The organism is Thermodesulfobacteriota bacterium (genome assembly GCA_030583865.1).
GTDB lineage: Bacteria > Desulfobacterota > GWC2-55-46 > GWC2-55-46 > GWC2-55-46 > UBA5799.
The window spans coordinates 145,137-161,609 of record CP129479.1; the positions used below are offsets into that span (position 1 = coordinate 145,137).

Genomic DNA, 16,473 nt, shown 5'->3' on the forward strand with positions numbered 1-16,473 from the left:
CCCGGGTAGTTTTCGGAGTGGTTTCCTGTCCTCTTCCGCGTTCATCCTGCAGGCGCGTATCGCTTGCGAATACCCCCTGCCTCGTGCCGAGGCGAGGAGGGATAAATCAGTTTGCCGCCCTGGGCTTTTCCTTCTTCTGCCTGAGCGCCGCTATGCCCGGCAGCTCGGCGCCTTTCAGGAGCTCGAGGAAGGCGCCGCCGCCTGTGGAAATGTAGCTCATCTTGGCGTACTCCCCGGCCCTGTGCACGGCGACGTCGGTATCGCCCCCGCCCACTATGGTCATTGCATAGGTGCTGGCAACGCTCGATACCATCGCAAAGGTGCCCCGGCTGAAGGCGTCTATCTCGAAAACGCCCATCGGGCCGTTCCATACTATGGTCTTCGCGTTCTGAATGGCCTCGGTAAAGAGGGTCACGGTGGCCGGGCCTATGTCAAGCGCCATCCATCCCTTGGGAATCTCCTGGTAGGTGACTACCTTCGTCTCCGCGTCCGCTGCAAACCTGTCCGCCACTACGAAGTCTACTGGCATGAAAAGCTTGATGTGCTTCTGGCGGGCCTTTTCAATGACCTCCCTGGCTGTATCCAGGGCGTCTTCCTCGGCGAAGGAGCTTCCCACCTCGTAGCCGAGCGCCTTGAAGAACGTAAGCGCCATGCCGCCGCCGATTATGAGCTTGTCGACCCGGTCGCAGAGCGAAAGGAGCACTCCGACCTTGTCAGAGACCTTTTTCCCCCCTATTATGGCCACGAGCGGCCTAGTGGGCTTTTCAAGGGCCATGCTGAAATAGGTGAGCTCCTTTTTCATGAGGAACCCGGCCCCTGCCTCTTTTACGAAGTTGGTTATGGCCACGTTCGAGGCGTGCGCCCTGTGGGCCATCGCGAATGCGTCGTTTATGTAGACGTCGGCGAGCCCGGCGAGCTTCTTGCCGAAGCCCTGGTCGTTCTTCTCCTCCTCGGGGTGGAAGCGGAGGTTTTCAAGGAGGAGGACGTCCCCGGGGCTCATCGCGTCCACCATCTTTTTCGTCTCGTCGCCCACGCAGTCCGGGGCCATTGCAACGTCCTTTTCAAGGAGCCTGCCGAGCCTCTTGGCCACCGGCGTAAGGCTCATCTCAGGGACCCTCTTCCCCTTGGGGCGGCCGAGGTGAGAGGCCAGTATGACCTTTGCGTTCTCGTCCAGGGCGTAGTTTATGGTGGGGAGTACGCCCCGTATCCGGGTGTCTTCCCTTATGTTCTGGTTCTCGTCGAGCGGGACGTTGAAGTCCACCCTTATGAGGACCCTTTTGCCCCTGAGATTGATCTCGTCAATGTATTTGAGCCCCTGGTTCAAAACCCACCTCCAGCCGCTGGAGACAATATGTCCGTTCGAATCGTCAAGAGTGCAGCAGATATCGCGCCGCCGAGGATCAAAGGCCCTTGCCGGCCATATAGAGCACCACGTCCCGCATCCTGCAGGAGAAGCCCCATTCGTTGTCGTACCAGGCCAGGACCTTGACCATCTTTTCGCCGATGACCTTGGTGGACTGTGCGTCGAATATGGAGGAATGGGGGTTGCCCTTGAAATCAACCGATACGAGTAGCTCCTCGGTATACTCGAGCACGCCTTTAAGGGTCGAGTTGGAGGCCTCGAGGAAAGCGGAGTTTATCTCGTCAGCGGTAGCCGCCTTCGATAGCTCGGCGGTAAGGTCCACGACCGATACCGTAGGGACAGGCACCCTTATGGCCATGCCGTCGAGCTTCCCCTTGAGCTCGGGAAGCACGAGCGAGACGGCCTTCGCGGCGCCCGTGGACGTCGGTATCATCGAAAGCGCGGCGGCCCTGGCCCTCCGGAGGTCCTTGTGCGGCAGGTCAAGGATCTTCTGGTCGTTGGTGTAGGCGTGGACTGTGGTCATGAGGCCCTTTACGATGCCGAACTTGTCGTTAAGCACCTTTGCCACCGGCGCAAGGCAGTTTGTCGTGCAGGAGGCGTTGGAGATAATGTTGTGCTTCCCGGGGTCATAGCTCTCGTGGTTAACCCCGAGGCATATGGTTATGTCTTCGTTCTTTGCAGGCGCGGATATGATGACCTTTTTGGCCCCGGCAGCAATGTGCGCCTCAGCCTTGTCCCGGTTGGTGAAAAGTCCGGTGCACTCGAGCGCGATATCTACCTTCAGCTCCTTCCAGGGGAGTTTTGCGGGGTCCCTTTCGGCGGTAACTTTTATTTCCTTGCCGTTCAGTATGAGCGAGCTGCCCTTGACGGATATCTCGGCGGGAATCCTGCCGAAAACGGAGTCGTATTTCAGTAGATGGGCGAGGGTAGGGGCGTCCGTGACGTCGTTTATGCAGACGAAGTCTATTTTGTCGAGATTGCCGAGGGAGGCCCTGAGTATATTCCTCCCGATGCGTCCGAACCCGTTTATCGCGACCCTAACCATCATTTACCTCCATAAGCCGTCATATTTTACCCCCTCAGGGGAGAAAATTCCGAGCGAAGACGTATCTTAATTCAACAGGCTTATAATGTCAATCGGACGGCACATGCGAATACTTTAGCAGGCTGCTGAAAAAGCCCAATCTGCTGTGTCGTCTTCAAACTTGGACACTCCGGCGTACAAAATAGTACGCCCCATTCCTCATTTTTCGACTCCTTGCATCTTGAGCTTTTTGAGCAGTCTGCATGATTTTGAGTTTTTCAGCACCCTGTTAGGCAACCTCTGAAAATTGTTCTTTTCCCCGGATTCCAGGTAGTTATGGGAATAAAGATGCTCGCATATTATAATAATATGCTCCGCTTTTTATCCCCGGCCTTCCTTGACTGCGGGAAAAACCCTAATTTTTTTATGAGGTTGCCTTGAATGATTCCTTCAGGCGCCGCCGCACGCTCAAAAACCGTAACGCTCGAATTCCTTTTTCAGGGCCCCAAGCGAGAGCTGGCCCGGGGCCGTCTTCCTTGAGACCGACCCGTACGTCACAAGGGAGCCTATCATGGGGAAAAAGACCCTTGAGGCGGCCCCAAGGGCGCCCATGCCGATAACGATCAGGTCTTTATGGGCGAAAAGGAGCCGGGCAAGCCTCCTCAAATCCCCAGGCGAGCCCACGAATGTAGCGAGCTTTATTATATCAGCGCCCGCTGAGCGGCCTGACTCGATGATTTCGTTGAGCTTTTTATCCCCGGGTGTGGACCTGAAGTTATGATAGGATGCTATGACCTTTTTTCTTTTTCCTTTGGCAGATTTTACCACATCTTTGAAGATCCCGCTTGAGCGGGCCTCTATGTCGACGTAATCCGCGTAAGGTATAAGCGCCCTGAATAATTCGAGCCGTTCACTTTCGGTCAGGCGGGCCGTTCCGCCCTCCGCCCTGCTCCTTATGGTGAGTATGACGGGCAACCCTGTGATTTTTTTCAATCTTTTGATCGAAGAAGAGACAGGGCCGGGGTCGAGCGAGCGGAAGGTGTCGACCCGGGCCTCGATGAGGCCCGCCCCGCCCGAGACAGCTTTCCTTGCCGCGGAATCGTTTGCCCCTCCTGTAATGACGGCGGCAGTCCTGGCCTTTCCAAGGCCCCTGGAAGACATGGCTGATATCCTTTAAACAAATTATTGAAGAGCGGCTGGCCGGAACATGTGAATCGGTATACGTTTACTTAAAAGAAGGCTGGAAGTCAAGGATAAAGCAACTTTCCGGAAGTCACTGGCGGGATAGAAAATTTTTTTAATGTAAACCATTTCCAAGATTTAATTTTATGGTTTGATAATATCCTCCGGATTGTATTCGGGGCCGCTCTGTCCCAGTCATGTTTTCGGCGGCTTTTTTTGCCCCGCACTATTGAAAATCGCAAGTTCCCGAGGTATAATCCCGCTACCGGAACAATTTTTTTCTGGCTTGAACCGATTCCAAACGCATTCGGAGTTTAGATGGGCGGCGTAGGCATAGTACTCGGTCTTTTTCTCGTCTTTTCCGTTGCCGTCTCCTGGGTCTCTGGAGACAAGGAGAAGAACAGGCTCGAGCTCTCCATGAAGGAGAGGGGCGCCAAGGAGAAGCAGCTCGAGGAAGAGATAAAGAAGGCCAAGATAAAGTTCGCACAGGACGCCGAGGCCCTGAAGGACATAGAGAGCAAGCTAAAGGCCGAGGTCGCTGAAAAGAGGAAGGTAGAGAGGGCGCTCGCGCAAGAGGAGCGCCAGAGGAGGATGCTCGAGAAGGCGGGCGCTACCGTCGATATAGAGCAGGAAAGAGAAAAGATCAGGTCAGAAATTGAGGCCAGGACGAAACAGGAGATCGCGAGCCTCGAAGAAAGATTGAACGCCGTCGAGGAGGCCAGGAAGAGGCTTGAGGCTGAGATGAAGCTCAAGCTTGAGGAGGGGGCCAGGAAAAAGGCCGAGGACGCCTGGACCCAGGCCGAGCTTGCCAGGGCAAAGGCGCAGGAGTCGGCTGCGCGAGCCGGCGAGCTGGAATCAAGGCTCAAGGAGCTTGAAAAGGCCGGGAAGGAAATGGAGGCCCGCCTCCAGCAGCACGAGTTCGCGAGGATGGACGCAGAGCGCCGCCTTGCCCAGGAAAAAGAGGCCAGGGACTCCATGGAAGCCATGCTCAAGGAGTCTGAAGAGGCCCTTGCGGCGGCGCGGGCCCAGGCCGAGGCCGTAAAGGAAACAGCGCTTGAAGAGGCTTCGCCAGCAAAGCCTGAACCAGCCATAGCAGCCCGGGAAGCGGCCGCGGAAAGGTCCGCATCCCCCACGGCTCCCGCAACCCCAAAAGATGACCGGCTCATCGCCGACCTCGAAAGCGCGAGAGACGAGGCCAGGGCAAGGCTCGACGAGAGCCTTGCGGCACTGACCAGGCTCGAGGGCGAGGTCGGCTCGCTCACCGCCGAAAGAGACCAGCTCAAAACAGATTCCGCTCAAAAGGAAGAGGTGATCGCCTCTCTACGCCAGGAGCTCGAAATGGCGCGGGAGTCGGAGGCCGGGCTCAAAAGGGAGCTCGCCTCCCTTAACGCCGCAGCCATTCAGGCCAAGGCCAATGCGGAGGCCGAAATAAGGGCGCGGCTCGAGGTCGAGACGGCGAAGGCAGCCGAGGCCCTTGGCCAGGCGGAGCTCGCGCTCAAGCAGGCAGAGGAGGCCGGGAAAAGGAGCGCGGAGCTCGAGATAAGGCTCGCCGAGACCGAGAAGATAAGCCAGGCTTTTGAGGCGACTCTTCGCGAGCAGGAAACCCTTAAGAAAGAGGAAGAGCTTAAGCTCGAAAATGCGCTCAAGGAGAAGGAGGCCATCGAGGCGAGGCTCGCCGAGGCAGAGGAGCAATTGAAAGCGGCCGTTGCTTCGGCGGAAGGTGCCGGGGAGCCCGCTCCCGGACCGGAGACGACTGTAGCCGCAGGGCCGTCCGGCGGTAAGGGGGCCGAGGAAGCGTTTGCAAAGGTCGCGGAACTTGAGAAGTCAAGGGACGAGGCCAGGGCGGCGCTCTCGGAGCTTGAGGATGAGCTCAAGAGTATTAACGCCGACCGCGAGCTCATGGCCGGCGAGATTTCCGGCCAGGCCGATACGATAGAGGCGCTCCGGTCAGAGCTCGAAGAATCGAGAAGGGCCGAGGCGGCCTTGAGGGGCGAGATAGAGGCGAGGCTTGCTGAGCTTGAGAACGCAAGGCTCGAGCTTGCCAGTGAGACTGGCCTTGGCAGCAAAGAGGAATCCGACAGTGTCAGGGCGGCTTTGGAAGAGGCCGAGATTGCGAAGAAGAGCGCCCGGGAAGAGGCGGCCAGGGGCGCGGCGCTGGAAGCCAAATACGCGGAGCTTGAGACCGCGAAAAAGTCCATGGAGGCTTCGCTTCGCCGGCACGAAGAGGTCCGGGCCGAGGCCGAGCTCAAGCTCTCGCGCGAAAAGGAGGCGAAGGACCAGCTCGAGGCCAGGCTCAAGGAGGCGGAAGAGGCTCTCATTTCGGCAAGGGCCTCGATGGACGCGGTAAGCGAGAAGTCCCTCGCGGAACCCGCTGATACCGATGTTACGGCCTCGATGGAAGAGGAGCTGGAAAAGGCCAGGAGGGAAGCAAGGGCGGCGGAAGAGGAAGCCGTCTCCGCAAGGAAAGAGACCGAGGCCGCGAACCTCATAATAGCAGAGCTCGAGAGGTCAAGGGACGAGGCCAGGGTAAGGCTCGAAGAGAGCATGGCTTCCATTTCCACGCTTCGCGAGGAGATGGCCAGGACACAGGGCGAGGCAGAGCTTATTAGGAAGAACGAGTCCGAGGGGGCAAAGGCGCTGGCCCTCCTCAAGGAGGAGCTTAAAGAAGCCCGTGGGGCAGAGGCAGGGCTCAAGGCTGAATTCGAGAGTCTGGAAGCCGTCTCCAGAGAGGCGCTTCTGAAAAAGGAGACAGAGAGGGAAGGGCTGGCAGCCAGGGCCGCGGCCCTTGAAGAGAAGCTCGCGGCCGCGGAAGCGGCCCGCGTGAAATCAGAAGAGGCCGCAAAGGCCGGCCTTGAGTCGATCGTGGCGCTCGAAAGGGAGGCCGCAAGGCTCAGAGACGAGAGAGAGCTTGCGGTAAATGACGCTGCCCATAAGGCCCAGGCAATTGCCGCGCTCAGGAACGAGCTTGACGAGACGAGAAAGGCCGGGGTCGGACCGGGGGAGAGGACAGAGGAGCTGGCCGCCGTGCCGGTTGAGACAGCGCCTGCGTCCGTTGAAGAGCCCTCGACGAGAATAAAGGAGCTTGAGACGAGGCTTGCGGAGGCGGTAGCGGCGCGCATGAGATCAGATGATGCCGCGAAAGCCGTAGCAGAGGCCCTCGCCGCGCTCGAAAAGGATTCCGCGCTCCTCAGGAAGGAGAATGAGCTTGCGGTGAACAAGGCGTCTCAGGAGGCCCAGGCAGCGGCCTCGCTCCGTAGCGAACTCGAATCTCAAAGGGAGAAAGAGGCAGCGCTTATGGGCGAGCTCGATGAAGCGAGAAGGCTCGCGTCCGCTGAAGCCGCCAGGCTGGAAGCGGAAGAGCGAGAGCTCGGGGGCCGGACGGCCGCGCTTGAGGAGAAGCTCGCCAAGGCCGAAGAGGCCCGCGTTAAGTCGGAGGAGGCCTCGAAGGCCGAGCTCGCGAGGCTCGGCGCCCTGAATATCGACCTGGAGGCCAGGAACCGGGACCTCGAGGAAAGGCTCAAGGAGACGAATACCGCGCTTGCCAGGGCAGAGGCCGCCGGCGAGGTCGCAAAGGAGCTCATAGTTAAAAATTCGGAGCTCGAGCAGAAGCTCAAGGAGGCCGGACTTGCCAACCTCCAGGGCAAGGCGTCAAGCTATGTCGCGCAGAAGCTCATAGAACGCAATACCGAGCTTGAGATGAGGCTTAAGAAGGCCGAGCTCGCGCTCGCGCAGTCTGAAGCTGCAAGGGCGCAGGCCGAGGCCGTAATCAGCAGGAATACCGAGCTTGCCTCCATGCTCAAGGAAGCTGAGATGACGCTTGCGAGGACGGGCGACCAGGCCCCCCTGCTTGAGACCCTGAACAAGAGGAACTCCGAGCTCGAGACGAGGATACGGGAGGCCGAGGGGGCGCTTGCCGAGGCCGAGGCGGCACGTTTCATGGTCGAGGAGCTTAAGGCAAGGAATAACGAGCTTGAGGAAAAGCTCAAGGCCGGCGGAAGCGGCGCGGACCCCAGGGCCTTTGATGAGCTGAGGAAGGCGAGGCTTGAAACCGAGGCCATGCTCAGGCTGGAATCCGAGGCCCGGAGCTCGCTTGAGGCGCGCCTCCGCGAGGCCCAGGCGGCCAAGGGCGCGGGCGAGGCGGCGATAAAGGAGCTTACGGTCATGGCCCGGGAGACCGAGACGAAGCTCGGCCAGGAGGCTGCCGCAAGGAGCGCGCTGGAGGCCCAGCTCAGGGAAGCGATTGCGTCGAGGGAGGCCAATGAGGCCTCGTTCACGGAGCTCAATGCCGCAAAAGCGGAGCTGGAAGCCCGGCTTGGCCGTGAGGTCGAATCCAGGCGCGTGATGGAAGCGCGCTTAAGAGACATGGAGACCTCCGAGGGCGCGCGGAAGGCGGCAATGTCGGAGCTTGAAAAGGCGCTTGCCGAGACAAGGGAAAGGCTCGCCAGTGAAACGGACGCGCGCAAGCGTCTCGAGCTCGAGATCTCCAGGCTCAGCAAGGAGACGGAGCTCGTTTCAAGGTCGGGCATGGACCCGGCCGGGCTTGCGAAGCTCCAGGACGAGTTCGCAAACCTCCGGACGAGCATCGCAAGGAAGCTCAAGTCAGGCGACATAAAAAGCGATGAGCTCATCAGGCTCATGCAGGCCGACGACGTCATAGGCTTCTACATAGTTAAGAAGGGAGACACGCTCTGGAAGATCGCCAAAGAGGATTCCTACGGGAACCCCTGGAAATGGCCGCTCCTTTACAGGTATAACGTGTCGAGGCTCAAAAACCCCGATATCATAAAGCCGGGGAACGTATTGATATTCATGAAGAACGTAAGCGAGAAAGAGGCAAGGGACGCTGTCAGGAAGGCAAAGCTCAGAGGTGACTGGAAGAAGTGGTCCGAGGGCGACAGGAAATCCTGGCTCGAAGACTGGCTGAACTGAAAACGGCCCTGAGGGGCCGCAAATAACGAAAAAAAGGGGGCTCAATCGAGCCCCTTTTTTATTAAATGAGTTTCATAAAGAGCCTTACGCGGTATCAGCCGACCATGTCCTCGTCCTCTGTCCCGTAGAGGACCTGTACGTGCACGACCTCGTTCGTCTCAGGGTTGCCAATGAGGAGCACCCTCTTGTCTTCCTCGGCAATAGGGCCTATCTCTTCTATGTTGGCGAGTATCTCCCATCCCCTTTCAGCCGCGAAAAAGGACTCGCAATTGAAGACAGACCTGAAGCATACCCCTATAGTGGTGTCCGGCCCGGTCTGGAACGGCACGTCCGCAAGCTGCGGCCCGAGGAGCCCCGGCACCTCTGTCTTCATGACGAGTTCGTTCCTTTCGGGGTCTATCCCGGTAAGGGTACCCATGTAAAAGACGCCCTCGCCCTCGCCTACCACGCCAGAGTCGAAGATAAGGTCGCCGCCGAGCGGCGGGGACGGCTCTGCCCCCTGGAAGGGCGGCTCTATTCTTGACGTCATGCCCGGGTCCTGGTGCTGGGCGCTCGCCGGAACGGACAGGAATAGCGCAAAAAGGATGGGCATTATTCCCAAACCCTTGATTATCTTCATTAAAAACACCTCCTTTACGGTTCCTTAATAAATTATAGCTCAATACAGCCATCCGGAGTTGAAGGGCTTCCTTATTCCTGCCTGATATGGCATCCGCATCCAAGACGGTACGGACCGGGCCGATTGGTCATCTTCCGGCGAGCGTCCTTCAAATCCAGGCCCTTCCTCCTTTTTGTGCCGCTCCTTTCCGCTACCCCTATATATGGTGTTTCTCTTTTCAAATTAACACTTTGTATTGTATTTTTCCGCTTTACAAGAATGAGAAACTCTGTTACCATTCACGGCTACAAACCCGGGTGAAAGATGAAAATAAAAAAACTCACTATCCACGGCTTTAAATCCTTCGTTGACAAGGTCACGCTGAATTTCCCTTCCGGCACTTCCGGCATAATAGGCCCCAACGGCTGCGGAAAGAGCAACATAGTGGACGCCATCAGGTGGGTCCTGGGGGAGCAGAACGCCCGGCACCTTCGCGGCAAGCAGATGGAGGACATTATCTTCAACGGCTCGGAGTCCAGAAAGCCCCTGGGCATGGCCGAGGTCGTCCTTACCTTTTCGAACGAGGAAGGGCTTGCGCCGGCGCACTTCGCCAACTTCTCCGAAATAGAGATATCGCGCCGCCTCTACAGGTCCGGCGAGAGCGAGTATTACGTAAACAGGGTCCAGTCGAGGCTCAGGGACATAGTAGACCTCTTTACCGATACCGGCATAGGAACCCGCGCGTACTCCATTATCGAGCAGGGGCAGGTGGGCTGGCTCATAAGCGCCAAGCCCGAGGACAGGAGAAGCGTATTCGAGGAAGCGGCCGGCATAAACAAGTTCAAGCACAAGAAGGACGCGGCGCTCCGGAGGCTCGAATCAACGAGGGAGAACCTCACCAGGGTAAGCGACATCATAAGCGAGGTAAAGCGCCAGCTCAATTCGCTCAACAGGCAGGCCAGGAAGGCCGAGAGGTACAAGGCGCTCCGGGAGGAGCTAAAGGAGCTGGAACTCCTCCTTTCATCGATAGAGCATTCAAGGATGAAGGCCGAGCTTTCAGACCTCATGAGGCGGCTTGAGGCAGTAAAGGACGAGGAGGTATCGCTCGGGGCGCTCTCCACTGCCAAAGAGGAGCAGGCGGAGGAGCTCAAGGTCGAGTTCCTCGGCGTCGAGGGCGAGTACAAGGCCATACGGGAGAGGTCCTTCGGGCTTGAGCGCTCCATCCAGGACGAGGAGAGGAAGAGCGCGCTCGCCGGAATGAGGGTAGAGGAGCTCAAGAGGGCGGAGGAGCGCCTTTCAACCGAAATAAGCGAGCTTTCAGGCGCAAGGGACGCGGCGGCGGCTGAAATAGAGGCGCTTTCCGCTTCTCTGTCGGCCCTGGGCTCCGAGATAGAGGCGGAATCAGGGCTCCTTGCCGGCCATTCGTCTTCATTAGAAGGCGTATCGTCCGAGCTAAGGGGCAAGGAAGAGGCGCGCTCGGGGCTGAAGGCCGAATCTCTCAAGCTGTCCACGAGGCTCACCGAGACAAGGCACGCCATCCAGAACTGCCTCCGGGAGGAGGAGGACCTTCGCGCAAGGGAAGCGCGTTCGAGGAAAGAGCTTGAGAACGTCTCCATTGAGCTCGCGTCCAGGGAGGGCCCGCTTGGGGCGCTAAAGGCCCGCATAGCCGAGGCGGAATCCGGGAAAGGCGCGATAGAGGCTGAAATAGGGGCCATAAGGTCCATGCTCGAATCCCTCGAATCCGAGCGGGCCGCAAAAAGCAACGAAACCCAGAGGGCCAGGGACGAATACTCCAAGGCATCCGCCACGCTCGCCACACTCGAGGAGATGGAGAGGAATTTCGAGAGCGTAAAGGGCGGGGCAAAGGCCATAATGCAGCGGGCGGACAGGTCAGGCGTCTACGGGCTCATAGCCGACTGCATCGAGACCAGCCCCGGATACGAAAAGGCCGTTGAGGCGGTCCTTGCCGACAAGCTCCAGTACGTGCTGGTCGAGAGCGCGAAGGAAGGCATCGAGGCCATAGAATACCTGAGGTCAAAGGGCGCCGGCAGGGGGAGCTTCGTTCCTGTAAGGGACGCCCGCCCCGTGGCGAGCCCTGTGCCTGCAGAGGGCTGGGGCGCCGGGAATATCCGCGCGCTCGGCTCCGAGATGAAGATAAAGAACGGCTACGAGGAGATAGTGAACTATCTCCTCGGCGACGTCTTCCTCGCGGACAGCCTTGAGGACGCGCTCTCAGCCTGGAGGGAAAGCGGCGGCTTCCGCGCCTTCGTAACACCCGAGGGCGACATGGTAGACGCGCAGGGCGTCATCACGGGCGGAGGGGCCATCTCAGACGGCGGCATCCTCCAGAGGAGGAACGAGACCAGGAAGGTGCGGGCCAGGGCCGGGGAGCTTGAAAAGGCCATAGCCGCGCTTGAAGAGGCGCTGCGCTCCGTCCAGGAGGCCATACAGTCAGAGGGCGCCCGCCTCGAAAGCTCAAGGGAAAGGCTCCATGCAGCGGACATAGAAAAGGTTAACCTCCTGAGCGAGCTCAAGAGGGAGGAAACCGAGATCGAGAGGCTCGGGCGCCTTCGGGGCACGCTTCTGGCCGAGTCCTCGCAGGCGGCGGAAAGGCTCCTCGGGACTTCCGAAAGAAAGGCTTCGCTCTCTTCGGAGCTGGAAGGGACCGAGCGGGAGCTTGCCGAAAAGGAGCGCTCCATCAGCGGCCTCTCGGATGAAATTGGCGCGCTCGCCGCAAGGAAAGAGGAGATCTCGAACATAGTGACCGAGGCCAGGGTGCGGCTTGCGAGCTCCAGAGAGCGCCTCGAGGCGCAAAAGAGGGCGCTTGCCGAGAAGGAGCGCGCGGTAAGCGATACCGGGCTTCGGATACAGTCCAGGCAGGCCGACATCGAAAAGGGCCGCGTTGAAGCGGAAGAGAAAAAAGAGGAGCTCGCCCTTATAAAGGAGCGGCTCGAAGGCCTGCTCGCAAAGGTCGACGAGATAAAGAAGGAAGAGACTGAGAAGGCGGAGGCGCTCGAAAACATAACGGGCCAGATAAAGACCGCCGAGCACGAGCTCAAGGAAGTAAAGGCCAGGTATTCCGAGCTCGGCGAGCTCAAGGGCGAACTGACGATTGAGATACGCGAAAAGGAGCTCGCCATCGCGAACCTCATCGAGAGGATGCGCGAGAAGTATTCTTCGGCGGTCGGGGAGTTCAGGCCAGCCGAGGGCGAGGCAATCCCGAGCGTCGAGGAGCTCGAGGAGAAGCGCTCGGATATGCGCGAAAAGATAGCCTCCCTCGGGGAAGTGAGCCTCTCGGCGCTCGAGGAGTACAACGACCTCGAGAGGAGGCACCAGTTCCTCCTCGACCAGCAGGCCGACCTGACGAAATCCGTCGAGAGCCTCCATACCGCCATACAGAGGATAAACAGGACCACCCGCGAAAGGTTCAAGACCACATTCGACGAGATAAACGCGAAGTTCCAGGAGACCTTCCCGAGGTTCTTCAGCGGCGGCAGGGCGGAGCTAAGGCTCACGGACGATTCCGACATACTCGAGGCCGGGGTCGAGATAGTGGCCCAGCCGCCTGGCAAAAGGCTCCAGAACATAACGCTCCTTTCCGGCGGCGAGAAGGCCCTCACCGCGACCGCGCTCATCTTCGCCATATTCCTCATCAAGCCGAGCCCGTTCTGCCTCCTTGACGAGGTGGACGCGCCCCTTGACGACGCGAACATCGACAGGTTCAACCTCTTCGTGAGGGACATGTCGAAGATAAGCCAGTTCCTCCTCATAACGCACAATAAAAAGACTATGGAGATGGCCGACTCGCTCTACGGCATCACCATGCAGGAGCCCGGGGTCTCGAAGGTAATCACGCTTAAGTTCTGATACCCAGGCCTGACATGCGCGCGAAGGAATGCATACCGGCCCCCGTCCAGGCATACCCGCCCTGAAAGCGTATTGGCCGTAACGCGAAGAGAAAAGAAATGGCGTTTGACAGCATACTCGAAGACCTTTCGATGAGGGCCGGGGCAAACGGCGCGATACTCATAGACTGGGACGGGGAGATAGTAGCTTCCTGGGCGGCATCCAGGGACGTCAATATCGACCTCATCGGCGCCCACCATGAGATTATCCTTGATATAGTGAAGGAGGCCGCCTCTCGCCACGACAGGCAGGATGTCAGGCATCTGGCCATAACGACGGATAAGGCCAAGCTCGCCATATCGACCGTGAAGGAAGGCTATTGCCTTGTTGTCGCGCTCGGGAATGAACGGCCAATGGGAAAGGCCCTCTTCGAATCGAAGAGGGCGGTGGAGAGGATAGAAGAGGAGATGGGATGAAAACGGGGCTTTTAGCGACCCGGGCTGGCTGTATGTAGTCGAAATGCAAGAAGGTCCGGATGAGGACCGCTTGAAAGCGATACGCAGGAAATGGGAAAAGGGGGCGAGCCTTTTTGGAGCTCGCCCCCTTTTTAATTATCGGTCCAGGCCTTTTTTCTATCCTACTATCTTCATCGTGACCTGGCGCTTGCCCTTGACTGGCATGGGGTGCCGTATCTCGGCCTGCGCTGCCGCGAGCCTTGCTATGGGGACCCTGAAAGGAGAGCACGAGACGTAGTCGAAATAGTTCAGATGGCAGAACCGGACAGAATCCGGGTCGCCGCCGTGCTCGCCGCAGATGCCGATCTTGAGCTTCTCTTTCCTGGCCCTGCCCTTCATTATCGCGAGCTTCATGAGGAACCCGACCCCGTCCTGGTCTATGGACTGGAAGGGGTCGCCTTTCAGTATGCCGGTCTTCTTCTCGTCTATGTAGTCGGGCAGGAACCTCCCGGCGTCGTCCCTCGACATGCCGAGGGTCATCTGCGTGAGGTCGTTCGTGCCGAATGAGAAAAAGTCCGCCTGCTCCGCTATCTGGTCGGCAAGGAGCGCGGCCCTCGGCACCTCGATCATGGTGCCGATGAGGAACTCCACGGTTATCTCCTGCTCCTTCATCACATCCGAGGCTATCTCCCTGGCCCTTGCCGCGAGTATCTGGAGCTCCTTGGCGTCTATTATGAGGGGGAGCATTATCTCCGGGAATACCTTTATCCTCTTCCTCTTGCAGTCGCAGGCGGCCTCTATGATGGCGCGTACCTGCATGTCGAGTATCTCCCTGTAGGTGATAAGGAGCCTCGAGCCCCTGTGCCCGAGCATGGGGTTCGCCTCATGCAGGCGCTCTATCCTCCGCTTTACCTGGTGGAATGGCACGCCGAGCTTGCTCGCGAGCTGCTTCTGCTCGCTCTCGGTATGGGGAACGAACTCATGGAGCGGCGGGTCTATGAGCCTTATGGTGACTGGTTTTCCGTCCATTGCCCTGAAGATGCCGACGAAGTCCTTCCTCTGGAAGGGCAGGAGCTCGTAGAGGGACTTTTTCCTGGTCTTCTGGTCTTCCGAGATTATCATCCGCTGGATGGCTAATCTCCGCTCCTCGGTATCGAAGAACATGTGCTCGGTCCTGCATAGGCCGATGCCCTCTGCCCCGAGCCTTATGGCGTTCTCGGCGTCGTATGGCGTATCCACGTTCGTCCGGACCTTGAGGCTCCGGGTCTCGTCAGCCCACCTCATGAGCGTGTGGTAGGCCTCGGGCAGCTCCGGCTTTATGAGGTTCATGGATGCCTTGAAGACCTCGCCAGTGGAGCCGTTTATGGTAAGGGGGTCGCCCTCCTTGAGGACGGTCTTCCCGACGGTGACGGTCTTGGCGTTATAGTCAATGTTCAGGTCCTCGCATCCTACTATGCAGCACTTGCCCCATCCCCTTGCGACGACCGCCGCGTGTGAGGTCTTGCCGCCGGTCGCGGTGAGGATCCCCTTGGCCGCGTGCATGCCGCCCACGTCCTCGGGGCTCGTCTCTTTCCTTACGAGGATCACGGCCTTGCCCTCGGCGGTCCGGTCCTCGGCGTCCTTGGCGGTAAATACGATCGAGCCGGTGGCCGCGCCGGGAACGGCGGCTATGCCTGTGGCAAAGAGGTTCTGCTGGAGCGTCTCTATCGGTATCTTGGGGTCTATTACGGGATAAAAAAGCCCTTCTATTTCCTTGTCGGAAATTCTGAGTATGGCGTCCTTCTTGGTTATGAGCTTCTCCTTCACCATGTTCACGGCGATCCTGAAGGCCGCCATGGGGGAGCGTTTCCCGGCCCTGGTCTGGAGGATGTAGAGTTTGCCAGTCTCGATGGTGAACTCGATGTCCTGCATGTCCTTGTAGTGCCGTTCGAGCTTCTTCCTGACGTCAAGGAGCTCCTTGTACGCCTTCGGCATGAGCTTCTGGAGGTCCGAGAGGTGGAGCGGCGTCCTTATGCCGGCTACCACGTCCTCGCCCTGCGCGTTCATCAGGAGGTCGCCGTAAAAGATGTTCTCGCCCGTATTCGGCTCCCTCGTGAAGCAGACGCCTGTGCCGGAGTTCTCGCCCATGTTGCCGAAGACCATCTGGACTATGTTCACGGCAGTGCCGCGCAGCCCGTTTATCTTCTCGACCCTCCTGTAGGTAACGGCTTTTTCCGCCATCCACGATCCGATGACCGCGTTTATCGCGCCCTCAAGCTGCTCATTTGGTTCCTGCGGGAAGGGCTTCTTCGTGTGCTCCTCGTAGACCTTCTTCAGGCGGGGTATGAGGACTTCCAGTTCCTGCTCGTTCACGTCCGTATCGAGCACTGGACGGGACCTCGGTATGTGGAGCCTGAGCCTGCTCTTCCTGTCCTTTATGTCGTCGAACTCGTAGTCGAACCTGTGCCTCGGCACCCCCATCGCCGTAGAGCCGTACATGGTTATGAAGCGCCTGTAGGCGTCGAGTGCGAACCGGCGGTTCCCGGTCTTCTTCGCGAGCCCCTCGACCGAGGAGTCGTTAAGGCCGAGGTTGAGGATGGTCTCCATCATGCCGGGCATGGACCTTGCCGCGCCCGAGCGGACTGAGACGAGTAGCGGGTCCTCGGGGTCGCCGACCTTTTTGCCCGTAAGCCTCTCAAGCTTCTTGATATTCTTCTCAAGCTCGACGTGGAAGCCCTGGGGGTATTTACGGTCGTTCTTGTAGAAAAAGTCGCAGACCTCGGTGGTGATGGTGAAGCCGGCAGGCACGGGAAGCCCGATGTTCGTCATCTCGGCGAGCCCCGCGCCCTTGCCGCCAAGGAGGTCTTTCATGTCCCCCCTGCCTTCGGCCTTTCCGCCGCCGAAAAAATAGACATATTTCTTGGCCATAATAAGGTGTCCTCCGGTATATGTCGAAAGATTCAGTAGAGAGCTGGAGGGGAACCCGCCTCATCAAAGGTTTTGAAGGGGCTCCTGATTCAAAACATTGAGATTAGCAAAATTAACAGGGAATGTCATTAAAAATGGGTAAAAAAATACCGTATTAAAGCCCTGGCCG

At 58.7% G+C, this 16,473-nt stretch carries 8 protein-coding genes; 3 read left to right on the plus strand and 5 right to left on the minus strand.

The genetic code is table 11. The annotated features are described in order from the left end of the window. Nucleotides 1-106: 106 nt before the first annotated feature. From QY316_00800 to aroD, 3 genes are all read right to left on the minus strand, one after another. Nucleotides 107-1,324, minus strand: coding sequence for a phosphoglycerate kinase (locus tag QY316_00800; protein ID WKZ32977.1), 1,218 nt, complete (start codon nucleotides 1,322-1,324; stop codon nucleotides 107-109). Between the two features lie 76 nt (nucleotides 1,325-1,400). Next, the gene (gap, locus tag QY316_00805) at nucleotides 1,401-2,408 is read right to left on the minus strand and encodes a type I glyceraldehyde-3-phosphate dehydrogenase (protein WKZ34134.1); all 1,008 of its coding nucleotides are present in this window, start codon (nucleotides 2,406-2,408) and stop codon (nucleotides 1,401-1,403) included. 447 nt (nucleotides 2,409-2,855) lie between these two features. Further along, complete coding sequence (aroD, locus tag QY316_00810) at nucleotides 2,856-3,548, minus strand: type I 3-dehydroquinate dehydratase (GenBank protein WKZ32978.1); 693 nt, start codon at nucleotides 3,546-3,548, stop codon at nucleotides 2,856-2,858. 339 nt (nucleotides 3,549-3,887) lie between these two features. On the opposite strand from aroD, the gene QY316_00815 reads away from it, so the two are divergent. After that, on the plus strand, nucleotides 3,888-8,498 hold the full coding sequence (locus QY316_00815) for a LysM peptidoglycan-binding domain-containing protein (GenBank protein ID WKZ32979.1): 4,611 nt from the start codon (nucleotides 3,888-3,890) through the stop codon (nucleotides 8,496-8,498). Nucleotides 8,499-8,592: 94 nt separating this feature from the next. Here QY316_00815 and QY316_00820 read toward each other — a convergent pair whose 3' ends face one another. Next, nucleotides 8,593-9,117, minus strand: coding sequence for a hypothetical protein (locus QY316_00820; GenBank protein WKZ32980.1), 525 nt, complete (start codon nucleotides 9,115-9,117; stop codon nucleotides 8,593-8,595). A 303-nt stretch (nucleotides 9,118-9,420) separates the two neighbouring features. On the opposite strand from QY316_00820, the gene smc reads away from it, so the two are divergent. Together smc and QY316_00830 are read left to right on the plus strand one after the other, a co-directional pair. Beyond that, complete coding sequence (gene smc, locus QY316_00825) at nucleotides 9,421-12,963, plus strand: chromosome segregation protein SMC (protein ID WKZ32981.1); 3,543 nt, start codon at nucleotides 9,421-9,423, stop codon at nucleotides 12,961-12,963. Between the two features lie 98 nt (nucleotides 12,964-13,061). Further along, the gene (locus QY316_00830) at nucleotides 13,062-13,418 is read left to right on the plus strand and encodes a roadblock/LC7 domain-containing protein (GenBank protein ID WKZ32982.1); all 357 of its coding nucleotides are present in this window, start codon (nucleotides 13,062-13,064) and stop codon (nucleotides 13,416-13,418) included. A 156-nt stretch (nucleotides 13,419-13,574) separates the two neighbouring features. Here the strand turns inward: QY316_00830 and ppdK are convergent, their stop codons facing one another. Continuing rightward, nucleotides 13,575-16,304 (minus strand): pyruvate, phosphate dikinase, encoded by a 2,730-nt coding sequence (gene ppdK, locus QY316_00835; GenBank protein WKZ32983.1) that lies wholly within the window; start codon nucleotides 16,302-16,304, stop codon nucleotides 13,575-13,577. Between the last annotated feature and the right edge of the window lie 169 nt (nucleotides 16,305-16,473).